This is a genomic window from Pasteurella atlantica, assembly GCF_963693435.1.
GTDB classification, from domain to species: domain Bacteria; phylum Pseudomonadota; class Gammaproteobacteria; order Enterobacterales; family Pasteurellaceae; genus Phocoenobacter; species Phocoenobacter atlanticus.
The window spans coordinates 1,573,534-1,598,469 of sequence record NZ_OY856306.1 but is presented as its reverse complement, the minus strand read 5'-3'; the positions used below and the strand labels follow the sequence as shown (position 1 = coordinate 1,598,469).

Below are 24,936 nucleotides of genomic sequence, written 5' to 3'. Positions count from 1 at the left end.
TTGTGTATTTATTTTAGAACCATTACATATAGTATGTAGTGGTTTTTTTATTTAGAATTTGTAAAAATTAGTGTAGTAAACAAAAATGTTACCACTTGCGTTATATGTAAAACAATTTTTCAAAAAGGAATCATTATGAAACTGAATTATAAACATTTACTGCTTAGCACAATGCTATTTTATCCACTTTCATTATTTGCAACGGATAAGCCAGTCTATTTGGATTATGATAAGGTGAATATTCAGTTCAAAACGGAGCTTATCCGTGTTAATAAGGGTTATAAGACAGGTTTTATAGATAAACAAGGTAATAGGATAATTGATGTAATTTATGATCATATTGATTATTTCGATAAAGATGGGCTTGCAGTTGCAGTAAAAGATAAAAAAAGTGGCTTGATCAATAAAAAAGGGGAAATTGTTGTTCCTTTTGAATATGATGCAATCGATAGAAATGAAAAAAATAATAGCTATAAAATTCTCATTAATAATCAGTGGGGAGTAGTAGATAAAGCATTTAAACCGATTATTCCTACTGAATATGAGGAAATTATTGTTCAAAATAGTGGTTATATTTTATATAAAGACTCTCTTTATAAATTGGCTGATGCTGATGGAAACATTATTACACCCTCAGGTTTTGATCAAATTGAATGTTTTGCAGATAATACGGTGATGGTTCGTATAGAGGGGCGTTGGCATTTCTTTGATACACAAACAAAGCAGGTTGATAAAGTTGCTTATGATAAGGTGAAGCCTCTACAAGAGGATTTCCTATTAGTGCGTCAAAAAGGGGAATTTTCTATTATTAATGCTAAAACCAACAAGGTTGTTGTGCCTTTTGGCTATAACCATAAAAGTTTTGTGGGGCAGGATTTAATTACCGTAAAAAAAGATAATAAAATCGGTTTATTTAATTTTAAAGGTGAAATGGTTCTAGCACCAACTTATGATGCGATTGGTTATTTTAGTCGGGACACAACTGCGGATGTAAGACAAGGTGATCTAGCAGGACGTATCAATACGAAGGGCGAACTTGTCACGCCAATGCAATATATTCCCGATATGGCTTACAATTCTAATGGATATGATGTTCAACAAAGTGTTGACAAAAAATGGCATATTCTGACGAGAAAAGAAGGGAAAGAAATTGGTTGGAAATCAGGGGTAGATAAAGTTTATTTTGTAGGGGAAAAATATTTTGCCATAAAAGATAAGGGGAAAAATTATCTTGTGGATATACGTCCTCCTTACAAAATTTTCACTACCTTAGACCGCTATGATGCAATAAAAGGGCATTACTGTGGTGATTGTTATAATGGCAATATGATTGTAACTAAAAATGGTAAATATGGCTTTATCAACTCTCAGGGTAAAGAGTTGATTAAACCGATATACGATCAATTACTGAGTTGGACAACTGCAAATTTATTATTTAAAAAAGGCAATAAATATGGAGTGGTTGATTTTAACGGAAAAGTTGAAGTGGAAGCAAAATATGACAAATTAGAGTGGTTAGATTGTTATTCAGAATCAAGAGGTCTTGCTTATCTTGGTGATAAATGGCAATTAATCGATATACATTCTCAACCCGTTAGCCCGTTATTTGACACAAAATTGGTGAGTATTATATCTTCGATGGAGAGCCTTGTAGTAAAAGATCAAAAAACAGGACTTTATGGTTTATTCGATTTTGATGGTAATGAGGTGATCCCTGCAAAATATACAAGGGTAATGGCAGGAAAAACGATTATTGAAGTCACTCAGCAAGAGGAAATAGCCTTATTTAATAAACAAGGAAAACAGATAACGCCTTTTAAATCTAAAACAGAATTTAGAGGTTATGATTATAGTACTGAAAATAATATAGTCATTATCCATTATCTTGTTGGACGAGAGCTGTATTGGACGATTTATGATATCGCAACGGGTAAGGCGTTATATACTAATGAGAAATTACAAGATGAATCCCCAAATCCTTAAATACGACTTTCTTAAATTACGAATAATTCAAGACAACGGTAAATTTTATGAAGATTTTTATTATATTTTAAGAGGCATTTTGCTTTAATTAAAGTATGATTTTACCCATATTCATATTTCAACAAACCCTCACATTACTGTAGTTTTTTATGTTATTATAGCGGTACTATTTTTCACATTTTTTACAAAATAAGAATATTAACCTATTGAATTAAATAGGTTTAATTATAAATGGATACTCAGAATGACAAACTTAAATACTCATACGCCAATGATGAAACAATACTTCACATTAAAAGCAGAACATCCTGATGTGCTGTTATTTTATCGTATGGGGGATTTTTATGAGTTGTTTTTTGATGATGCGAAGAAAGCATCAAAATTATTAGATATTTCCCTAACCAAAAGGGGGAAATCAGCTGGTGAGCCAATTCCTATGGCAGGTGTACCTTATCACGCAATTGAGGGTTATTTAGCAAAATTAGTTAATCTTGGTGAATCTGTTGCTATTTGTGAGCAAGTGGGCGATCCTGCCACGAGTAAAGGACCGGTTGAGCGTAAAGTGGTGCGTATTGTGACACCAGGGACAGTTAGTGATGAAGCCTTGTTGCCAGAACGTCAGGATAACCTTGTGGCGAGTATTTATGTCGAAAATGGGATTTATGCACTGGCGTTATTGGATATGACATCTGGACGTTTTTTAATCAATGAATTACCTAATCGTGAAAGTTTAAGTGCTGAATTACAACGGGCTCAACCTGTTGAAATTTTATACCCTGAAACTTTTTCTGAAATGGATTTAATTGAAAACTATAAAGGATTACGTCGTCGTCCAATTTGGGAATTTGAATTAGTCACCGCAATTAATTTACTTAATCGTCAATTTGGTACGCAAGATTTAAAAGGTTTTGGGGTAGAAAAATCTATTGTGGCGTTATGTGCCGCTGGTTGCGTGTTGCAATATGCCAAAGAAACCCAACGCACCGCATTGCCACATATCAATAGCATTCATTTAATTCAAAACAGTGACACCATTTTATTAGACGCAGCCACTCGCCGTAATTTAGAATTAACCCAAAATTTAGCTGGTGGCACGGATAATACCCTTGCTCACGTATTAGATCACTGCGTTACCCCGATGGGAAGCCGTTTGTTAAAACGTTGGATCCATCAGCCTATTCGTGATGTAGTAAAACTAAAAAACCGTCAGCAAAATATTCAAACCTTGCTCGATCATCATTTAATCGACACATTACAACCCTTGCTACAACAAGTGGGTGATATGGAACGAATTTTGGCACGTGTTGCGTTGCGTTCAGCACGTCCACGAGATTTAACTCGTTTACGCACTGCGTTGGCTCAAATTCCAGAAATTGTAAATTTTACCCAAAATCTAACCGCTAGTTTAACTCAAAATATCAATCAAATTGCGGATTTTAGCGATCTTCATTTTTTATTGGAGAGAGCAATTGTTGAGGCTCCACCACAATTAGTGCGAGATGGTGGTGTGATTGCTACTGGCTATAATTCAGAATTAGACGAATGGCGTTCCCTTGCTGATGGTGCAACTCAATACCTTGATGATTTAGAAATTCGAGAGCGTGAAGCAACAGGGATTGATACCTTAAAAATCGGTTTTAATGCGGTACACGGTTACTATATTCAGATCAGCAAAGGGCAAAGTGACAACGCACCAATTCATTATGTCCGCCGTCAAACCTTAAAAAATGCCGAGCGTTATATTATCCCTGAATTAAAAACCTATGAAGATAAAGTGTTGAAAGCGAAAGGGGCATCTCTTGCGTTAGAAAAACGTCTTTATGAGGAATTGTTTGATCAACTGTTGCCACGCTTGGGCGAGTTACAGCTAGCGAGTATGATTTTAAGCGAATTAGATGTGCTAACCAACCTTGCTGAGCGTGCAGAAAGTTTAAATTATGTCGCACCGACTTTTACGGCTAATCGCACTATTAACATTAAACAAGGTCGCCACCCAGTGGTAGAAAATGTGCTAAAAGCCCCTTTTATTGCTAATCCCGTTTTCTTAAATGAACAACGTCATTTGTTAGTGGTAACAGGTCCAAATATGGGCGGTAAAAGTACCTATATGCGACAAATCGCTCTGATTACTTTAATGGGTCATATCGGAAGTTTTGTACCTGCAGAAAGTGCCGAAATTGGCACTATTGATCGTATTTTTACGCGTATTGGTGCCTCTGATGATCTTGCCTCTGGTCGCTCAACCTTTATGGTGGAAATGACAGAAATGGCAAATATTCTTCATCAAGCCACCGCTAATAGCTTAGTATTGATTGATGAAATTGGGCGAGGAACATCTACTTATGATGGTTTATCATTGGCGTGGGCGTGTGCCGAATGGTTGGCTCAAAAAACACGTTCTTTAACCTTGTTTGCGACCCATTATTTTGAATTAACCAGCTTACCTGAACAATTAAAAGGCGTGGCGAATGTCCATTTAGACGCACGTGAGCATAATGATAATATTGTGTTTATGCACGCTGTACAAGAAGGGGCTGCGAGTAAAAGTTACGGTTTAGCGGTGGCTTCTTTGGCTGGCGTACCTAAACAAGTGGTTAAATTAGCCAAACAGAAATTAGCGACCTTAGAACAAATTTCATTTCAAACGACAGATTTAAATAAAAATCCACAAGAAAGTTTGTTTGAGGAGATAAATCATAAAGAAGAGTCACAACAAGCAATATCAACAGCGATAGAGATATTAAAGGGTGTTAATCCCGATGAATTAACACCTAAGCAAGCGTTAGAAATATTATATAAGTTAAAGCAAGAGATATAATGGATAACATTTAGCATTGTCTAAGATAATTTCTTCCATTAACAGTGAACATAGTTGAATTGAGGATTCTCCCTAAATAGAACATAAACTTTATTAAAATTATATTGTTTACTTATTTTTAATGAGTGTAGGTAGTTATTCATTTTTTTGATTACATTAAAAGCACTGATTTTTCGATGTAACACGCTAAATATGAGAATATAAAGTGATATGAGCCTGCTGAGAATTTACAAATTTGTCTTATATTCAGAGTAAGAACATACTTTAATTAGGGCAAGATAGTATTTAACACCCTATTAGGTAAAATATGGAGGTAAATCAAATTGAAAATTAACAAATTCAATTCCTTATGTAAGAGAGCGAGTTATGTATTTCATAATATCTTTTATATATCAATAAGTTATTTTTATATGATGTAAAATATAGCGGCTATATCCAGTTTAAAACTTACAATTTTTATACTTACTATTACTTAATAGTATCTACATAATAATCCTTAAAATAAAAATTTTTATCTTCTAATAAATTCAAAAAAATATTTTTCACTATTTCATTTCGATTAATTTTTCGTTATCCTATTAGCTTGACAATATTATAAGTCATATTTTAGTTTATATTTACAAACACAACATTCAATAATTTATTTTAATCTTACAGGGAGAATAAGATTTATGAGTAATTCATTATCATCAAAATTTCTCAATGGCAATCTTGTATTGCGTATTGCTATTGGTTTAGTGTTAGGAATACTTCTAGCATTTTTTAGTCCAGAATATGCCAAAGCCGTTGGTGTTTTAGGGCAGTTTTTTGTACGTTCGTTACGTTCAATCGCACCTATTCTTGTGTTTGTGCTAGTGCTTTCAGCTATTGCAAATAAAGAAGTTGGCTCAAACAGTGCATTAAAACCAGTTATCGTGCTTTATTTACTTGGTACTTTCTTAGCTGCATTAACAGCAGTTGTATTAAGTTTTATGTTCCCAACACAGTTAGAGTTAGTGGCAAGTCCAAATAATATCGCACCACCACAAGGCGTGGGTGAAATTTTAAAAACCTTAGTATTTAATGTGGTTGATAATCCATTTAGTGCTTTAACTAGTGGTAACTTTATTGGGATTTTAGCTTGGGCAATTGGATTAGGTATTTCATTACGTCATGCATCACAAAGTACAAAAGCATTTCTTGTTGATATTGCAGATGCTGTTTCTTTTGTGGTAAAAGTTGTGATTGCACTTGCACCAATAGGTATTTTTGGTTTAGTTGCAGATACTATTGCAACTAACGGTCCAGATGCTTTCTTGGGTTATATCCGCTTACTCGCAGTATTATTAGGAGCAATGGGAATTGTTGCTTTTGTACTTAATCCATTATTAGTCTATTGGAAAATTCGTCGTAATCCTTATCCATTAGTATTTACTTGCTTACGTGAAAGTGGAGTGACAGCATTTTTTACACGTAGTTCAGCAGCAAATATTCCTGTAAATATGGGATTAGCAGAACGTTTAGGTGTAAGAGAAAGTATTTATTCTGTTTCTATTCCATTAGGTGCAACCATCAATATGGCAGGTGCAGCGATTACTGTAACAGTGCTTACGTTGGCAGCTGCATATACTCAGGGAATTACACCAGATTTTAGTACCGCATTATTGTTAAGCCTTGTAGCTGCTATTTGTGCTTGTGGTGCATCTGGTGTTGCTGGAGGTTCACTATTACTTATTCCACTTGCGTGTAGCTTATTTGATATTCCAGCAGATATTTCAGCACAGGTTATTGGTGTTGGTTTTATTATTGGGGTTATTCAAGATTCAGCAGAAACAGCATTAAATTCATCAACTGATGTATTATTTACTACAGCAGTAAGTATTGCAGAGGATAACAAAGAACTAAATAGTTAATGGTTCTATCGAAGTTTACGACTTAAGCTTGCATTTTTAATTTATTGAATTTGTGGCAGAGTAGATAAAAGGGTTGGTTTTTATATTCTAAATGATTACCAACTCTTTTTTTTAAACCTTTATAAACATAATTTTATGCTATTTTGTTAATCTATTATAATGAGATAGTTTTTATTTAAATTATTTCAAATAAACAGTGGTGATATTTGTTTTTTTGCATTTAATATAGGATGTTTTTCAAACGTTTTATTTCATTTTTTAATCTAAATAAGTAAAAATTTATTGAAATTTACTATAAAAGTTTTTATTTTAATGCAAACGCTTTCCTATGACAAAAATCAAAATACGCCAAAATAAGAGTACAAACACATAAATTTTCGTTTATAATTTAACATACATCTTAGTTACATTTTTTAATAAAAAAAGGAAAACAAAATGAAAGATTTTATGAGCATTGCAAAACAATGGTTAGCACAAGATCCTGATGCGGAAACTCGTGCAGAGTTGCAGGCAATTATTGATCAAAATGATGTTAAAGAGTTGGAAGCTCGTTTTTCAGATCGTTTACAATTTGGTACGGCAGGATTACGTGGGCGTTTACAAGCAGGTTCAATGGGAATGAACCGAGTATTAGTTTGTCAAGCCGCCGCTGGTTTAGCACGTTTCTTGTTGAAAAAAGAAAAAAATCCAACAATTGTGATTGGTTATGATGGTCGTAAAAATTCATTGCGTTTTGCACAAGATACCGCTGAAATTATGCAGGCAGCAGGCATTGAAGCTCAACTTATGCCAAGTTTACGTCCAACGCCAGTTTTAGCGTTCTCTGTTCGTCGCTTAAAAGCAAGTGCGGGTGTAATGGTAACCGCAAGCCATAACCCACCAGAAGATAACGGTTATAAAGTTTATTTAGGTGGCGAAGACGACGGTGCTCAAATTATTTCTCCTAACGATAAGTTAATTGCAGAAGAAATTCAATGGGTTGCGGATAATCAACGTGTAAATGATATTCCACGTGATACCAATTATAAAATGATCGATCAAGCAATTATTGATGAATTTATTGAGCGTACTGCAAAATTAGCGACAGCACCAGTAACAGATTTAAGCTATGTTTATACCGCTATGCACGGTGTGGGTAAAGAAACCTTATTAAGCGTGTTAGACAAAGCAGGTTTACCAAAACCAACCTTAGTGGCAGAGCAGTGTGAACCAGACGGTACATTCCCAACGGTTGCATTCCCTAATCCAGAAGAAAAAGGGGCATTAGATTTAGCGATTGCAAAAGCAAAAGAAGTAAATGCAGAGTTTATCGTCGCAAATGACCCAGATGCAGACCGTTTAGCTGTTGCTGTTGCAGATGAAAATGGACAATGGGCAACATTACACGGTAATGAAGTAGGCTTATATTTAGGTTGGTTTATTGCACAACAAGTACAAGCTGAGGGTAAAAAAGGTGTATTAGCCTGTTCATTAGTGTCTAGCCCATTACTTGGAAATATTGCGAAAGCGTGTGGAATGGAATATCAAGAAACATTAACAGGCTTTAAGTTTATCGGTCGTATTCCAGGTTTAATCTTTGGTTTTGAAGAAGCATTAGGCTATCTTGTAAACCCAACAGAAGCTCACGATAAAGACGGTATTTCAGCAATTACTTGTTTCTTAAACTTAATTAATAGCTTAAAAGCACAAGGCAAAACATTTGCACAATATCGTCAAGAGTTTATGGAAACGTTCGGAGCGGCAAACAGCGATCAATTAAGTATCCGTGTTGAAGATTTAAGCCGTATTCAACGTATTCAACAAGCAGTGCGTGATAATCCATTTACTGAAATTGGCGGTGTGGCAGTTGAGCAATACATCGATCATTTACAAACTGAAAAACAAAATGATATTTTAGTGTTCCATCTTGCTGGCGGACAACGTGTTATTTTCCGTCCATCAGGTACTGAACCTAAATTAAAAATGTATTTAGACACAACAGGTAAATCTCTTGCCGAAGCACAAGAAATTTGTGCCAAAGTAAAAGCAGATTTAGCGGCATTTACAGATAGTGTTGCTTAATTTTTGATTTAGTTGACTTTTTAGTTAAATAATAAGCGGTTATATTTTGTCAGTTTTTTGCAAAATGTGATCGCTTTTGTTTTGTGTATATTTTGATATTGATTATGAAATGAAATATTGGATACTTGATAAAAAAATTCAATACGCATAATACACATTAAATACATAATAAAAGGCTGAAAATATGGAATTATTGCAATATATGAATGCAAATTTTGAAAGTGTGTCAGACGAAGAACAAGCAGAGATAGAAGCATTAAATATTGATTTTAATGATTTAACTGGGGAAGAAATTAGTGTGTTAGATATTGGTAGCTGCGGCGATATTTACAAATAACCATAAATAAAAAGATTGTCTTAAGCGGTATGATTTTACTCAAAATCCGCAAATTACTAAGTGCAAAATTGGGATTTAAGCCCTATAATCCATCTACATATAATCTAACTTTTTTCTAAAATGATAAACAAAAAATCTCTCTTCTATGTATTAACAGCGTTATTAATTATTTTTATTTCTATTCCCGCTTTTCATTTAATTAAAACTTATTTAAATGAAGATAATAGCAAGGTTGAAATTCCTAAAGGCTATACCAATGATGCCAGTGAATTAAATCTCACAAAGGTTGATCAAATCATTGATGTGGCACAGTCTAAAGAGGCTATAATCAGCCAACTAAAAGATATTCTTAAGTATGCTAAAACAAACCACAAAGCTATTTCAATGGCAGGTGCCAAGCATAGTATGGGTGGGCATACGATGTATCCTGATGGTATTGTGTTAAATATGCGTCCTTATAATCAAATGCAACTAGACACCACGAATAATATTTTAACCATTGGTTCTGGGGCATTGTGGGAAGAGGCGTTGAATTATTTAGATCAATTTGATAAATCCATTGTGGTAATGCAGGCGTTTAGCTCTTTTTCAATTGGCGGTTCTATTAGTGTGAACGGTCACGGTTGGCAAAAAGACTCGCCTCCTGTTTCTTCCAGTGTGATTTCATTTACCTTGATGGATCACAATGGAAATATCTTAAATTGTAGTCGTACTGAAAATCCTGAGTTATTTAGTTTAGTGATTGGTGGCTATGGCTTATTTGGGATTATTCTTGATGTAAAACTTAAAGTGGTAGATAACGAGGCGTTACAGTTTAAATCACTGCGTTTAGAACCTGAAGATTATGTTAAAGAATATAAAAAGTTTGTTTCAGATAATCCTAAAGTAAAACTCGCTTTTGGGCGATTACGTATTTCTAATAAAGCGTTTTTAGAAGAGGCGACCTTGAATTATTTTGAACAGGTGGATCAAAAACCATTACCTTTAGAGCAGGGAAGTGCCAAAAGTACAGAAGCGAAACGCCTTGTATTTAGAAGCAGTGTAAACAGTGAATATGGTAAGCGATTACGCTGGGATTTGGAAAAAGGAATGAATGAAATTACAGAAAATCACGTTTTTTCTCGTAATGATTTATTAAATGACGATGTAAAATTAATTGAAAATAAAGACAATCATTCAACGGATATTTTACACGAATATTTTATACCCGAACGCAATGTGACAAAATACATTAATGCCCTTAAAACAGTTTTACCTAACCAACAGATTGATTTACTGAATATTACGATACGTAATGTTTATCAAGATAATGATAGCTACTTAAATTACGCAAGGGAAAATGTGTTTGGTTTTGTATTTTTATTTAATCAAAAGAAATCTCAAGAAGATGAATTAGAAATGCAAAAATTGACCAAAGCATTGGTTAACATTGCCCTTGAAATGGAAGGTACCTATTATTTACCTTATCGATTGCATATTGATAAACCGTTGTTTAATAAAGTGTATCCTCAAGGTCAAAACTTTTTCAAGTTAAAATTGAAGTATGATCCAGACGAATTATTTAATAATAAGTTTTATCAACATTATAAGTAAATAAGAAAGGAAAAAAGCGGTATGATGTAAGTAAAAATTTGCAAATTTTTTATAACATCATACCGCTTGGTTATTTTTAATTAGTCATCTTTTGTAAGATGATTTTTTTATTTAACAATATCACCTTTTAGTGCAACGCCAGACATTAAATTTCCAGCGTGACACTCAAATTTAGTACTGCTTTTATAAGGGTTTCTTTTGTAATAACTTACTAAATTAGTCACTTTACGAGCTCCCATTGAAGCCGCTGTTTTTTGGAACTGTTTTACAGCAGATAAAAATGCCCAACGGCACGCTTTTTCATCTGATTTTCCAACAGCATTGGTTTTTTTATTACTGACTAGTCCAGATTTGAGCACTTTGCCAGATACAGATTTAGCAAAATAAAGTTTTATACTTGGATCCAGTACAGATTTTGCTTCAGATGAATTTAGCGTGTCTTGAATGGAAACATAGACAGTCTCATTTCTTGCAGAGCAACCAGAAAGAACAATTGCAGCTAAGCCAATAGTTAATAATTTGCTAGATAATTTCATTATATACTCCTATAGTTAAAATGAAAAATTAGAATAAATAGTTAAACTTCCGTTTTATCTTTATACTCACAAAGATCTTCAATAATACAAGAACCGCAACGAGGTTTTCGAGCGATACAGGTATAGCGACCATGTAAAATCAGCCAATGATGGACATCCACTTTAAATTCATTGGGAACAACTTTCAATAGCTTTTCTTCAACTTTGACAACATCTTTTCCCATCGCAAATTTAGTACGGTTACTTACCCTGAAAATATGGGTATCAACGGCAATAGTTGGATGTCCAAAAGCAGTGTTAAGTACTACATTGGCGGTTTTTCGCCCTACTCCTGCCAGTGCTTCTAAGGCTTCTCGGCTTTCTGGCACAATACCATTATGTTTTTCAATTAAATCACGACAGGTTTTTATCACATTATTGGCTTTACTATTAAACAATCCGATGGTTTTAATATACTCTTTTAAGCCTTCTACACCTAAATCTAAAATTTTTTGAGGTGTATTAGCAATAGGAAATAATTTAGCCGTTGCTTTATTTACACCAACATCAGTGGCTTGAGCAGATAAAATTACGGCAATTAATAACTCAAAAGGTGAATTATAATTCAGCTCTGTTGTTGGATGTGGATTTTGATCTCGTAATCGAGTTAAAATTTCAATACGTTTTGTTTTATTCATAATGGTATTTTAATAAAAATAACCTTGATCATAAAGCATTTTTATCACCATAGTAAATGACATTATCACGATCATTGGTCGAATTAATTTTTGTCCTCGTGTGACGACCATTCTTGCACCTAAATGACCACCAATAAACTGACCGATCATCATAAATAATCCCACTTTCCAAAGTACGGCACCGCCTAAAACAAAAAAGAGTAATGCGGCAGAATTAGACGTAAAGTTTAGTACTTTTGCGTGAGCAACCGATTTAGAAAGATTAAAACCCAGTAAAGAAACAAAAGCCAGTGTAAAAAATGATCCTGCTCCAGGTCCTAAAAAACCATCATAAAAACCAATTCCTATGGCAGCTGTTACACCAAATAAAGTAAGACTGATACGTTGTATAACATCTTTTTTACCTAAATTAGGACTAAATAAAAAATACAATCCAACAATAAAAATAAGAAAAGGAATAATCACTTTAAGGGATGCGGCATCCATTAGTTGGATTAATATAGTCCCAATGGAAGAACCTAAAAAAGTCAATATAATCAACCATTTTATTTCTTTTAAATTAACCGTTTTTTGTCGTATAAAATAAAGAGAAGCAGCGAAAGAACCTCCACTACCTTGCAGTTTATTGGTACCTAATGCTAAAGTGGGGGGGATTCCGACAGCCAGTAGAGCAGGAACGGTAATTAGCCCGCCTCCACCAGCGATAGCATCAATAAAACCAGCGACCATCGCGACAAGAAATAGCAGAGCCAAAATATCAAAATTAAAGTCCATAAAATCCTTTACAAGCGGTATGATATTGATCATTTTTTGCAAAATTTATTACGTATAGATTATCATTTATTCCATTTTTCTTAAATAAGAAAAAGTAAAAAAGCGGTAATTTTGATAGAATGAGGTAGGCGATCGTATATTTTTAACTATTGATTTTTTTAAATTAATAGTAATATGCCCCCTCCCTAGCCCTCCCCCGCAAGCGGAGGAGGGGAGGTCCAATTATTCCTCTCTTCGCTTGCGGGGGGAGGCTAGGAGTGGGTAACCAATTTCAACTATAATCTTGTTCTTAAAATAAGATCACAAAGGAGAAAAGAGATGAAAATCAGTTTAATTGTTGCACGAACTAAGAATAATGTGATAGGTAAAAATAATCAAATGCCGTGGCATTTACCTGTTGATTTAGCGTGGTTTAAGAAAAACACGATAAATAAACCCGTCATTATGGGAAGAAAAACCTATGAATCTATTGGGCGTTTATTACCAAATCGTCCTAATATTATTTTATCTCGTTCTGATTTTGAAGTAGAAGGTGCATGGTATGCTTCTAGCCTAGAGCAAGGGTTACAAATAGCCAGTGAATTAGCTAATGTTGAAGAAGTAATGATTATAGGGGGCGGAGAATTGTTTAAACAAGCATTGCCACTAGCAGATAGATTATATTTGACAGAAATTCAGGCAGAAATTGAGGGGGATACTTTTTTTGAATTTGATCAATCAAAGTGGCAGTTAAAACAAGAAACTTTGTCTGAAATTGATGAAAAAAATAATTATTCTTGCCGTTTTATGGTATTAGAGAAATATACAAAATAAAGGTATAAATAGTCAATATAACCCCCGTTTTTTTTAAGCTTTATACCATTATAGTTGTATTTGGATAATAAAAATTTATAGGTTAAATAATATATCCTAATTTGTTATTTTTGTTTAAATAAATGGTGTTTTATTTTAATTAAATGTTATTTATTTCACGAAAATAAAACAATAAAAATACTTATGTGCCTATGTTTTTAAATATTTAAACTTATAATAAACAGGAAACTTTGATCTTGTTCACAAAAAAGATATTCTGCATTATTTTATGATTGTGAATAAAAATTTTCTTACTATGATATCTCCGACCTAAATCAGGTTATATTTTACAGTTAACAGATTTTACACTTACAAAAGGAGACAATAATTATGAGTAACAAATCTATTGTAAAAGGTTGGAATAAATTTGATACCGCGTGGGTATTAAATTTATTTGGAACAGCTGTTGGAGCTGGCGTTTTATTTTTACCTATTAATGCAGGTAGAGCTGGTTTCTGGACATTGGTGGTGATGGCAATTTTAGTCGGTCCGATGACTTATTTTGCACATAGAGGTTTATCTCGCTTTGTTTTATCTTCGAGTAAACCTGGTAGTGATATCACTGAGGTTGTTGAAGAACATTTTGGACAAACTGCGGGTAAATTAATTACGTTATTGTATTTCTTCGCAATTTTTCCTATTTTATTAATTTATGGTAATGGTATTACTAATACCGTTGATTCTTTTATTGTAAATCAATTGGGAATGGTATCACCTAATCGTGTTATTTTGTCATTTGTACTTATTGCAGGCTTAATTTCTATTATGCTTATGAATGAGAAAGTGATGTTAAAAATTACGGAAATGTTAGTTTTCCCACTAGTGACTATTCTATTTGGTTTATCACTTTACTTGATTCCACAATGGAATGGTTCAATGTTAAGCGAAATGCCAACAATGAGTGAATTTATGACTACATTATGGATTACTATTCCTGTATTAGTCTTCTCTTTTAACCACTCTCCAGCGATTTCATCTTTCTCTCAATCTCAACAAAGAGAATATAAAGAATTTGAATTAGCTGAAAAACACGCAAGTAGAACATTAAAAGGTACGGCAACGATGTTACTTGTATTTGTAATGTTGTTTGTATTCAGTTGTGTATTAACATTAACACCTGCAGAATTAGTGCTAGCTAAACAACAAAATATCAGTATTTTATCATTCCTTGCAAATAAATTTGATAATCCGTTTATTTCATACCTTGGACCATTGGTAGCATTTTTAGCAATTACCAGTTCATTCTTCGGTCACTATTTAGGGGCAAGAGAAGGTATTGAAGGTTTATATATCAAAATGAAAGGTGAAAACGCTAAACATATTGATAGAAAAAAATTAAATCGTGGAACTGCAGTTGTATTTTTACTTGTTCTATGGGGAGTTGCAATTCTTAATCCAAGTATTCTAGGTTTAATTGAATCACTTGGTGGTCCAATTATTGCAATGATCTTATTTATTATGCCAATGTATGCAATTACTAAAGTGCCAGCAATGAAACGTTACGAAGGTCAATTAAGTAATATTTTCGTTACTGTAATGGGATTAATTGCAATTTCAGCGGTAGTTTACGGATTATTTTAAAAATGAGACAGTGTGGGGAAATTGTTTTCCCACGCTAAATATTGCCAAAGGATAGTATATGATTAGTGTTTTTGATATGTTTAAAATAGGTGTGGGACCCTCTAGCTCTCATACAGTTGGGCCAATGAAGGCTGGGAAAGAATTTGTCGATACACTTATTCAAAATAATCAGTTAAATGGCATAACGAGATTACACGTTGATGTTTATGGTTCACTTTCAATGACGGGGAAAGGGCACAGTACTGATATTGCCATTATTATGGGATTAGCAGGCTATTTACCTCATAATGTTGATATTGATGCTATTCCATCATTTATATTAGAAGTGAAAAAAACAGCTAAATTATCCGTAGCTAAAGGTGAACATATTGTTGATTTTGATTTTGACAAAAATATGGCTTTTCATAGCAGTTTCCTTTCATTGCACGAAAATGGAATGCGAATTACCGCATTAAATGGTGAAGAAACAGTATATCAACAAACCTATTATTCAATAGGTGGGGGATTTATTGTTGATGAAGCTCATTTTGGTGTTGAAGAAGAACAGCCAATACAAGTGCCTTTTCCTTATAAAAATACGAATGATGTGATTGAACATTGTGAAGATAATGGCTTGTCTGTTTCTAGCTTTATGTTACAGAATGAATTAGCATTACATACGAAAGAAGAGTTAGAAAACCATTTATTATTAGTATGGGATACAATGAAAGCCTGTATTAATAAAGGTATTCATACGGAAGGTGTTTTACCTGGTCCGTTGAAAGTACCTCGTCGAGCAGGTATGTTGTATCGTCATCTAGAGTCAAATAGTCATTTATTCAATGATCCAATGGTAGTGATAGATTGGGTTAATTTATTTGCATTAGCTGTGAATGAAGAGAATGCAGCAGGCGGTCGAGTAGTGACTGCACCAACTAATGGTGCTTGTGGCATCGTGCCTGCGGTTTTAGCTTATTATGAAAAGTTTATTACAACATTGACACCTGAAATTATTGAACGCTATTTGTTAGCCTGTGGGGTAGTGGGCTCGTTATATAAAATGAATGCTTCTATTTCTGGAGCTGAAGTAGGCTGTCAAGGTGAGGTTGGCGTTGCTTGTTCAATGGCTGCAGCAGGTTTAACAGAAATATTAGGTGGAAGCCCTGATCAAGTGTTTATTGCTGCAGAAGTTGCAATGGAGCATAATCTTGGCTTGACTTGTGACCCTGTGGGTGGACAAGTTCAAGTGCCTTGTATTGAACGCAATGCAATTGCTTCTGTGAAAGCAATTAATGCAAGCCGAATGGCATTGTTGAGAACAACAAAACCTAAAGTAAGTTTGGATAAAGTTATCGAAACAATGTATGAAACGGGTAAAGATATGAATACCAAATACCGTGAAACTTCGCAAGGTGGCTTAGCAATTAAAATATTGTGTAGTTAATTAGGAATGTTAAATAGAGTTTAACAGTTATCTTAAAATCCTATTATCTAAATAACTTTTTAAACATTAAAAAACCTCGTCATTTTATGATGAGGTTTTTTGGTTATCTATATCCAGCCACCGAAACAACTGATTTTGGTGGTGTCGTAGTAGTTGCACTATTATTAGCATCATAAAGATCACAGCATATTTGGGTATGTGCCCAGTTTGAATTTCCATTATACGCAAATGGTATTTATTAGGTACAAATAGTATTTAATTTAAAATAATTTTGCTTTATTTATAGAGTATAAAATAATCTAACTTGATTATTGATGTTTACTTATTAAGTGATAAACTATTAACAATTTATTACGAATATCAAAACAGGAAAGAGGATGTTACATTTAGTACTTGAAGATAAACTATTTATTGGGCAAACCAAACAAGTTGGCGTGCATTCCACACAACACGACAACTTAGTGGTTATTTTTGAAGATGACGGTGAAACAGGTTATTTTTATGCTTTAAACCTAAATAATGTAACACAGCCAGTGGTAGATGCATTACATATTTATAATGTTGATGCCACAAAAGAAAGACAACAAGCAAGAAAACTCCAAATCTGCTGGGATGAAAGTGGTTATCAAGCCTACTTGTTCGTGAATGATTATCCGCACGCCAGTTTTGATTTTAATGGTTTAGTCGGATATAACCATAACAAATTCCCAGAGCCACAACCTGAAACAATGTGGACGCATAAAGAGATCACAGATTTAGATGTTAATATTTAATATCTTGGTTTTCATATAGCCAGTTTGCTAATGAAACATAGTCAGCAAGACTAAGGTTTTCAGCTCTTGCTTGTAAATTCATTCCTAGTGCTTCCAATTGATCCGCTGTAAAGAGTTGAGAAAGAGAATTTCGCAATGTTTTACGGCGTTGATTAAACGCTTGTGTCACCACTCGATTTAAATAACTAATATCTTTAACTGGGTAGGGAAGTATCGTATGAGGTACAAGACGGACTACCGCAGAGTCAACCTTAGGTGCAGGTTTAAATGCGGATGGTGGCACTTCTAAAACAGGAATAATCTGGCAATAATATTGTGCCATTACCGTTAAACGTCCGTAAGTTTTACTATTCGGTGCTGCACATAGGCGTTTTACCACTTCTTTTTGCAACATAAAGTGCATATCTTGAATAAGATCGTGAAAGGTTAATAGATGAAAAATTAAAGGTGTTGAAATATTGTAAGGTAAATTTCCAAAAATTCTAATACCATTATTTTCATTTAAATTTAACGTTTTAAAATATTCACGAAAATTAAAATTTAAGGCATCTTGCTCAATAACAGTGAGTTTTTGATTCAGAAAGGGATGATGGCGTAAACGTTTGGCTAAGTCACGATCAAGCTCTATAACTGTTAATTTGTCAACTTGCTCAGCAACAGGTTCTGTTAACGCTCCTAAACCTGGTCCAATTTCTATTAAAAAATCACTATTTTGTGGATTAATCGCTGCAATAATATTATGAATAACATCTTGATCTTGCAAAAAGTTTTGACCAAAACGTTTACGAGCAGTATGCCCTAAGTGTTTTTTAGAATTTGATGACATTATGTACCTAAATTAGAATAAATAAAATATTGAAGACATTATAACGCAATCAATAAAAAATATCCTTACATTAACGTAATGAACTTCTCTTAATTTGACTCTTAAATATAAAAAAACCTAAAAACAAAGATATTGCTTTTAGGCTTAATTATTTTAGTATAAAACTTATTTTACTAATTCTTTTAATGATTTACCTGCAGTGAATGCTGGAACATTAGATGCTGCAATTTGGATAGCTTCTTTAGTTTTTGGGTTACGACCGGTACGTGCTTTACGATGGTTTACTTTAAAAGTACCAAAACCGATAAGTTGTACTGGTTCACCTTTTTTAAGGCTACCAGAAATCGCTTCTAAAGTTGCTTCTAGTGCTGCTTTAGCTTGTTTTTTATTTAGATCTGCACCGCTAGCGATAGCATCGACCAATTCACTTTTATTCATATGTGTATCCTCTTCAATTTGATTTTAAAAGAAAATCTAAGCTCATTTAAGTATTGGAGCTAGTAATTTTGCATAACTGCGATGCTTAGGATAATAGAAACTTAGCAATAATCAAAGTAAATAATGCAAAAAATATGATAAATATCACATTTACTGCTTAAATTCTAATCCAATGTTACTAATTCCACTCTCTCTAAGCTGATTTTTAAGTTCAAGCAACAGCTCAACGTCTCTTTTTTCGCATTCTTTCAACTCTCGATAAACCCACCACTGCAAATCTAATTCTTGTTCAATTTCAGGCAGAGCTTTTAATTCTTGCTCATTAAATTCACGATCTTCTAAGGTTTCTAAGTAAGAAATAATGGTTGCGATTGAAATTTGGCTCACTAAAATAGATTGTTCTAAATGTTCGCCAGCAATAATGCTATGCAATAATTCAGCCACCGCTTTACACGCATCTTCGGCAGGAAATACACCGTAAAAATCAAATTCATTCGTATCAGGAATGATTTCTTCTAATTTTTGAAGTTGATTTTCAAAGTTGATCTTTGCCCCTTTAATGGTTAAATATTCCCATACAAGATTTAAAATATTTTGCAAAACTTTCGCATTATCTGACCGCTCATCATTTTTAGGATAAGCGACATCACAGAAAAGTTGAAAGTTCGGTAACATTCTCTCACAGATACACAGCATAAAAGCCAAGTGTTGCCAAGTTTCAAAACGTTCAATGCGTTTATGAATAGGATTTCTCATTTTGTATTCCCTAATAAATTACTTATGAAAGGCTTGTGAATATTGATGAATTGCATCAACGAATATTTTTGGACTTTCCACAGGTACATCTTGATGAATGCCGTGTCCAAGATTAAAAATATGTCCTGTACCTTGTCCAAAATCCGTTAAAATCTGTTTAACTTCTTGTTCAATACGCTGTGGGCTTGCATAAAGCACACTCGGATCCATATTGCCTTGTAAAGCGACTTTATGTCCTACTCTGGCACGAGCATCGCTTAAATTTACCGTCCAATCTAATCCAATTGCATCACAACCTGTTTCAGCAATCTTTTCTAACCATAATCCGCCACCTTTGGTAAATAAGGTAACTGGCACTTTACGCCCCTCATTTTCACGGATCAAACCGTTCACAATTTGGTGCATATATTGTAATGAGAAGTCTTGATAATCACGATGAGCAAGCACACCGCCCCAAGTATCAAAAATCATCACAGATTGTGCCCCTGCTTTGATTTGAGCATTCAAATAAGCGGTCACATTTTCTGCTAATTTTGCAAGTAACAAGTGAAGGGTTTGTGGATCGCTGTACATCATTTTTTTGATCTTCGTAAATGCTTTTGATGAACCGCCTTCCACCATATAAGTCGCTAACGTCCAAGGGCTACCTGAAAAGCCAATTAACGGTACATCGCCTTTTAATTCTTGACGAATTTTACGCACTGCATTCATCACATATTGCAACTCAACTTCGGGATCAACCACACCTAATTTTTCAACGTCAGATTTAGATTGCACAGGGCGTTCAAATTTTGGCCCTTCCCCTGCTTCAAAATATAAGCCTAATCCCATTGCATCTGGTACAGTTAAAATATCTGAGAATAAAATGGCAGCATCTAAATCATAACGGCGTAAAGGTTGTAAAGTAACTTCACACGCAAGCTCTGTATTACGACACAACGACATAAAATCGCCAGCTTGTGAACGTGTTTCTTTATATTCAGGTAAATAACGCCCTGCCTGACGCATCATCCACACTGGCGTCATATCTACTTCTTCTCTTAATAAGGCTCTCAGATAGCGATCATTTTTTAATTCAGTCATTGTTTATTCCTCTTATTTTTTATTATTTTATTTCTTGTGCATCTAAAAATCTTTCCGCATCTAATGCCGCCATACAGCCCGTTCCCGCAGATGTAATCGCTTGACGATATTGATGATCCATCACATCGCCTGCCGCAAAGACCCCTTCCACACTGGTTGCTGTCGCATTACCGTTTAAGCCTGAATTGACCACGATATAGCCGTTATTAAGTGCTAATTGATTTTCAAAAATAGCCGTATTTGGCGAATGTCCGATCGCAATAAAGAGACCGTCCACTTTCACTTCTTCTACGCTATTATCTTTGGTTGATTTAATTTTCGCCCCTGTTACACCCATATTATCGCCCAATACTTCTTCAAGGGTGCGATCGGTGTGTAAAATCACTTTGCCTTCTGCAACTCGTTTCATCAAACGATCCACAAGGATTTTTTCACTACGGAATGAATCACGGCGATGAATTAAATGCACTTCTGAGGCAAGGTTAGACAAATATAATGCTTCCTCAACCGCTGCATTTCCACCACCAACAACCGCAACAGGTTTGTTACGATAGAAAAATCCGTCACAAGTCGCACAAGCTGATACGCCACGCCCTTTGAAAGCTTCTTCTGATTCTAAACCTAAATACTTCGCCGATGCCCCTGTCGCAATAATTAACGCATCACAAGTAAAGGTATTTGAATCCCCTTTTAAGGTAAAAGGACGTTTTGATAAATCAACGGTGTGAATATAATCAAACACCACTTCTGTTTCAAATTTTTCAGCGTGAGCGAGCATTTTATTCATCAATTCCGTGCCTGTAATTTGCTCAAATTCCCCTGGCCAGTTTTCGATTTCATCGGTGGTAGTTAATTGCCCACCTTGTTGTAACCCTGTGACTAACACAGGGTTTAAGTTTGCACGAGCCGCATAAATTGCCGCTGTATAACCTGCTGGTCCTGATCCTAAAATTAATAATTTACAATGTTTTGTTGTCATAATTTGTCCTTATAATTCAGTTATAATTGTATTGTTTATTCTAGCGTATTTGTTATTTATTTGTAATGAAAATAGGTTTGAGTTTATTGTTGGAGTAGATGAATAATTATACATAAAGTATGTGATTACCTTGATTATTTGGTAACAAATGAGTATTACTTTTTTACTCATAAAAATGTTATGTCACTCAACCACTGGTAAAGCATTAATCACCGCTTTAATCAAGGTTGCTAAAGGAATAGCAAAAAAGACACCCCATAATCCCCATAATCCACCGAAAATAATGACAGCAATAATAATTGTTAAAGGATGTAAATTAACGGCTTCTGAGAATAAGAAAGGAACCACAATATTTCCATCAAGTAGTTGACTAATTGCAAAAGCAAGCAGTAAGTAATAAAAATCAGGAGATAATCCAAATTGGAATAATGCTACTAATGCAATAGGAATAGTTACCAAAACAGCCCCAATATAAGGAACTAAAACAGATAGTCCTGCAGCAACGGAGAGTAATAGTGGATAACGTAATCCAAATGTAAGTAAAATAAAATAGGTGACAAAGGCAACAATTAAAATTTCAAGAAATTTTCCTCGAATATAATTGGCGATTTGTAATTGCATTTCTGTCCAAACCCGAGCAGCAAGACTGCGATCTTTGGGCATAAAGCGAAGAAAAGATTGTACAAAAAGGTGTTTATCTTTGAGTAAGAAAAAGACCATTAAAGGGACTAAAAAAGAGTAAATGCCTATTCCTACAATGCTAATAATGGAGTTTAATGAAAGAGTAAGTAATGAGTCTCCAAAACCTAAAATTTTCTGTTGTAATGATGCCATTAAAGAATCAAGCATTGCATAACTAATTAAATCAGGATAAAGCTCTGGTAACGTTTGTAACCATTCATTAAGAGAGTTTAGCATTGATGGTAAGTCTTTTAAGAATGTGGTTGTCTGATTCCACAAACTTGGTAGCAGTACCATAAAAAGAAAAACAGATAATGAAATGGAACTTCCGAGAACAATAATTAAACTAATTAGTCGGGGTAATTTTAAATTTTGCACCAAAAAGTGAATAGGCCATTCTAGTAAATATGCAAAGACGATAGCAACAAGTAGTGGCATTAATAAATGACTAAAGAAATAGATAATACCAAAACCTACAAACAAAATACCCAAAAGTACAGCAGTTTGAGGATCGGAAAACTTTTTTCTATACCAGTTCTGTAACAGGTCAAACATATTTACCTTCTCTTCTTTTGGTTATTTTTGACTACAAATTGCAATAAATTCGAGCTTATTTTCTGCATCTCGGAATGCTTTTAACATTTTAATAAAAGATTTATTATTTTTTGTTTTTAATGCATTACCAATAATCTTTAATACACCAGCAAAACCTTTGTAATCAATTAATCCTTTTGGAGAAAATAGTGAAATTTCTCCTGAAAATGTTTCTACATTACGAAATCCAGATTGTTTAAAGGTTTCTTTCCATTCAGATTTTGTTAAAGGTGCGATAGTGGCTTGAATGGCTTCTTCTAATTCCGTAATCACTTCTTCTGCTTCACTTTTTGTTGTTTCCAGCATAATATCGTGAGTGAGGAATAAACCATTTGGTTTTAGTACTCGTAAATACTCTTCTAATACCTGTTGTTTCATCTCTTTTGGTAACAAAGTTAGCATTAGATCATTTGCAATAATATCAAATTGATTATTCTCAAAAGGTAATTTAATAATATCTCCCTGAATAAGTGTAATTAAATCTGCAACTTTTTTACTTTCAGCGACATTTTTATGTGCTTTTTTTAGAATTTCTTCATCACAATCAATTGCAGTGATATGACAACCAAATTTTGATGCTAAATAAATTGCAGTTGAACCATTATTACAGGCAATATTTAAGACTTTCTTATCTTTATTAAAATCTCCATTCGCCATTAACCATTCGTTTGCCACTCGACCACCAGGGTAGAAATGAGTTTTACCTAAACGAGTTAAAAAATCATATCCCATTTTTTCTTTGTCCATAAGAACCTCACATATTGTAAAATTTTGTTATTATCTCACCGCTTGTATATCGTATTATAAACGTTTTTATTATTGTTATATACTAGATTAAGTCATATTGTCAATTTTAATTCAGCTTAAATATAAACAATACAGAACAATCATAAACTTTTACCTATTGATTTTTATACATTAATAATTTTTATTGAGAAAATCGAGCATAAAATTGTAAATTTTAAACCAAATGTTACCGCTATATCTGGTTAATTTTTAACATAACCCATTGATTTATATTTAATTATTGGGTGATGTATGTCCAATTTCTACATTGGGAATTAAATTTGTAAAAAAATAGAACAATCATACCGCTTATAAAAATTTTGGGATATGATATACTACATAGGCTAGTCAATATGAAATAATAAGGAGTGAAAATGGCTAAAATAGGTTATGCTCATCAACGAGGTGAGATAAAAGAGAGCGTGATTAAAGCAATGGTAAATGATCCATTATTTAGAACACGAATAGTAAAAAGTAAGAAAGGTAAGGGGAGTTATCAGCGTAAACAAAAACACCAACAAGCATTCTCGAAAGGTGAAAGCCCATTTAAAAGTAATCTAAATAGACTATTTTTAAATGGGCTTTTTTAATTGATAATCTGTTGTTATTTAAGTTTTTGGCTACGAACAGTAATAAACCCTAATTTTTTATCAGGAGAATTGAATATTTTGAACATTTTTTTAAAGGTAGCAAAATTTTCTCTTTTTAACGCATTACGAATAATTTTTAAAGCACCTAAAATACCTTCATCATAAATTAATCCTTTAGGCGAAAGCAGTGTCATATCGCCAGAAAAAGAGTCAACTTGCTCGAAGCTACAATTTTGGAAAAGTTCCTCCCAGCCTTGCTTAGTAAGAGGCGTGACGGTAATGTTGATTGCTTCACGTAATTCAGTGATGGTTTTTTCAGCTTCATCCGTATTTAACATTACATCGTGAGTAAGCAAAATACCATTTGGTTTCAGTACTCTAAAATATTCACTGATCGCTTTTTGTTTTGCAGTAATAGGTAACATCGTCAACATTGCTTCATTAATAACAATATCAAAGCTGTTATCTTCAAAAGGAAGTTTGGTTGCATTACCTCGCATTACTTTCACTAAATGTTCAACTTTTTCTGCAGTAATATTTTTGCGTGCTTTTTCTAATGCTGTTTCATCTAGATCAATTCCAATAATTTCACAACCATAATGTTTTGCTAACTGAATTGCAGTTGTTCCCATATTACACGCAACTTCAAGCACTTTTTTATCTTCATTAAAATCCCCTTGTGCGATTAACCAATCTGTTGCGAGTTTACCACCCGGACGAAGACGTTTTTTACCTAAACGAGCTAAAAAATTGTGTCCAATTTCTTCTTTTTTCATATAAAGAGACCTTAATTGAATAATAAATAGTCGTTTGATATTAACTGATTTTGAGAACTATTTGTAGTTATTTTTTTAAGAAAGATACAAAATAACTTATTCAAAAACTTACAAATTTCATACCTAA

General features: G+C 33.7%; 22 protein-coding genes. 11 read left to right on the top strand and 11 right to left on the bottom strand.

Annotated features, from left to right (window positions below):
- Window positions 1-135 precede the first annotated feature (135 nt).
- The 6 genes from U9966_RS07580 (at window position 136) to U9966_RS07555 (ending at window position 10,684) form a co-directional block, all read left to right on the top strand.
- The gene (locus U9966_RS07580; protein ID WP_306347660.1) at window positions 136-1,983 is read left to right on the top strand and encodes a WG repeat-containing protein; all 1,848 of its coding nucleotides are present in this window, start codon (window positions 136-138) and stop codon (window positions 1,981-1,983) included.
- Between the two features lie 244 nt (window positions 1,984-2,227).
- Window positions 2,228-4,801 (top strand): DNA mismatch repair protein MutS, encoded by a 2,574-nt coding sequence (gene mutS / locus U9966_RS07575; protein ID WP_306347659.1) that lies wholly within the window; start codon window positions 2,228-2,230, stop codon window positions 4,799-4,801.
- A 671-nt stretch (window positions 4,802-5,472) separates the two neighbouring features.
- Complete coding sequence (sstT, locus tag U9966_RS07570; protein WP_306347658.1) at window positions 5,473-6,693, top strand: serine/threonine transporter SstT; 1,221 nt, start codon at window positions 5,473-5,475, stop codon at window positions 6,691-6,693.
- 435 nt (window positions 6,694-7,128) lie between these two features.
- Window positions 7,129-8,754 carry a phospho-sugar mutase gene (locus U9966_RS07565; protein WP_306347657.1) on the top strand — a complete coding sequence of 542 codons (1,626 nt, stop codon included), beginning with the start codon at window positions 7,129-7,131 and terminating at the stop codon, window positions 8,752-8,754.
- A 184-nt stretch (window positions 8,755-8,938) separates the two neighbouring features.
- Window positions 8,939-9,091, top strand: a complete 153-nt coding sequence (locus U9966_RS07560) for a hypothetical protein (RefSeq protein WP_306347656.1) — start codon at window positions 8,939-8,941, stop codon at window positions 9,089-9,091.
- Window positions 9,092-9,211: 120 nt separating this feature from the next.
- Window positions 9,212-10,684 carry an FAD-binding protein gene (locus tag U9966_RS07555; protein WP_306347655.1) on the top strand — a complete coding sequence of 491 codons (1,473 nt, stop codon included), beginning with the start codon at window positions 9,212-9,214 and terminating at the stop codon, window positions 10,682-10,684.
- 107 nt (window positions 10,685-10,791) lie between these two features.
- Here U9966_RS07555 and U9966_RS07550 read toward each other — a convergent pair whose 3' ends face one another.
- Genes U9966_RS07550 through U9966_RS07540 form a run of 3 tightly spaced genes read right to left on the bottom strand, consistent with a single transcriptional unit; the run spans window position 10,792 to window position 12,671 of the window.
- Complete coding sequence (locus U9966_RS07550) at window positions 10,792-11,220, bottom strand: excinuclease ABC subunit A (RefSeq protein ID WP_306347654.1); 429 nt, start codon at window positions 11,218-11,220, stop codon at window positions 10,792-10,794.
- 41 nt (window positions 11,221-11,261) lie between these two features.
- Window positions 11,262-11,897, bottom strand: a complete 636-nt coding sequence (gene nth / locus U9966_RS07545) for an endonuclease III (protein WP_090921343.1) — start codon at window positions 11,895-11,897, stop codon at window positions 11,262-11,264.
- 9 nt (window positions 11,898-11,906) lie between these two features.
- The gene (locus U9966_RS07540; RefSeq protein ID WP_211597001.1) at window positions 11,907-12,671 is read right to left on the bottom strand and encodes a TSUP family transporter; all 765 of its coding nucleotides are present in this window, start codon (window positions 12,669-12,671) and stop codon (window positions 11,907-11,909) included.
- Window positions 12,672-12,989: 318 nt separating this feature from the next.
- Here U9966_RS07540 and folA point away from each other — a divergent pair, with 318 nt between their 5' ends.
- From folA to U9966_RS07520, 4 genes are all read left to right on the top strand, one after another.
- Window positions 12,990-13,484, top strand: a complete 495-nt coding sequence (gene folA, locus U9966_RS07535; protein WP_306347653.1) for a type 3 dihydrofolate reductase — start codon at window positions 12,990-12,992, stop codon at window positions 13,482-13,484.
- Window positions 13,485-13,853: 369 nt separating this feature from the next.
- Complete coding sequence (locus tag U9966_RS07530; RefSeq protein WP_306347652.1) at window positions 13,854-15,104, top strand: HAAAP family serine/threonine permease; 1,251 nt, start codon at window positions 13,854-13,856, stop codon at window positions 15,102-15,104.
- A gap of 58 nt (window positions 15,105-15,162) precedes the next feature.
- Window positions 15,163-16,527 carry an L-serine ammonia-lyase gene (locus U9966_RS07525; RefSeq protein ID WP_306347651.1) on the top strand — a complete coding sequence of 455 codons (1,365 nt, stop codon included), beginning with the start codon at window positions 15,163-15,165 and terminating at the stop codon, window positions 16,525-16,527.
- Window positions 16,528-16,904: 377 nt separating this feature from the next.
- Window positions 16,905-17,300, top strand: coding sequence for a DUF2251 domain-containing protein (locus tag U9966_RS07520; protein WP_306347650.1), 396 nt, complete (start codon window positions 16,905-16,907; stop codon window positions 17,298-17,300).
- Here U9966_RS07520 and rsmA read toward each other — a convergent pair.
- The 7 genes from rsmA to U9966_RS07485 form a co-directional block, all read right to left on the bottom strand.
- On the bottom strand, window positions 17,290-18,129 hold the full coding sequence (gene rsmA / locus U9966_RS07515; protein WP_306347675.1) for a 16S rRNA (adenine(1518)-N(6)/adenine(1519)-N(6))-dimethyltransferase RsmA: 840 nt from the start codon (window positions 18,127-18,129) through the stop codon (window positions 17,290-17,292). The two genes, U9966_RS07520 and rsmA, sit on opposite strands and share 11 nt — an antisense overlap.
- 162 nt (window positions 18,130-18,291) lie before the next feature.
- The gene (locus tag U9966_RS07510; RefSeq protein ID WP_211596980.1) at window positions 18,292-18,564 is read right to left on the bottom strand and encodes an HU family DNA-binding protein; all 273 of its coding nucleotides are present in this window, start codon (window positions 18,562-18,564) and stop codon (window positions 18,292-18,294) included.
- A 150-nt stretch (window positions 18,565-18,714) separates the two neighbouring features.
- Window positions 18,715-19,320: a YjaG family protein gene (locus U9966_RS07505; RefSeq protein ID WP_306347649.1), complete on the bottom strand. Its 606-nt coding sequence runs from the start codon at window positions 19,318-19,320 to the stop codon at window positions 18,715-18,717.
- Window positions 19,321-19,338: 18 nt separating this feature from the next.
- Window positions 19,339-20,403 carry a uroporphyrinogen decarboxylase gene (gene hemE, locus U9966_RS07500; protein ID WP_306347648.1) on the bottom strand — a complete coding sequence of 355 codons (1,065 nt, stop codon included), beginning with the start codon at window positions 20,401-20,403 and terminating at the stop codon, window positions 19,339-19,341.
- A 22-nt stretch (window positions 20,404-20,425) separates the two neighbouring features.
- Window positions 20,426-21,382, bottom strand: coding sequence for a thioredoxin-disulfide reductase (trxB, locus tag U9966_RS07495; RefSeq protein ID WP_306347647.1), 957 nt, complete (start codon window positions 21,380-21,382; stop codon window positions 20,426-20,428).
- A gap of 183 nt (window positions 21,383-21,565) precedes the next feature.
- Complete coding sequence (locus U9966_RS07490; RefSeq protein WP_306347646.1) at window positions 21,566-22,618, bottom strand: AI-2E family transporter; 1,053 nt, start codon at window positions 22,616-22,618, stop codon at window positions 21,566-21,568.
- Between the two features lie 21 nt (window positions 22,619-22,639).
- A complete protein-coding gene (locus U9966_RS07485; RefSeq protein WP_306347645.1) occupies window positions 22,640-23,404 on the bottom strand; it encodes a class I SAM-dependent methyltransferase in 765 nt (254 codons plus the stop codon).
- A 413-nt stretch (window positions 23,405-23,817) separates the two neighbouring features.
- On the opposite strand from U9966_RS07485, the gene U9966_RS07480 reads away from it, so the two are divergent.
- Window positions 23,818-24,033 carry a ribosome alternative rescue factor ArfA gene (locus tag U9966_RS07480; RefSeq protein WP_306347644.1) on the top strand — a complete coding sequence of 72 codons (216 nt, stop codon included), beginning with the start codon at window positions 23,818-23,820 and terminating at the stop codon, window positions 24,031-24,033.
- Window positions 24,034-24,047: 14 nt separating this feature from the next.
- Here the strand turns inward: U9966_RS07480 and U9966_RS07475 are convergent, their stop codons facing one another.
- Window positions 24,048-24,809, bottom strand: a complete 762-nt coding sequence (locus U9966_RS07475) for a class I SAM-dependent methyltransferase (RefSeq protein WP_306347643.1) — start codon at window positions 24,807-24,809, stop codon at window positions 24,048-24,050.
- Between the last annotated feature and the right edge of the window lie 127 nt (window positions 24,810-24,936).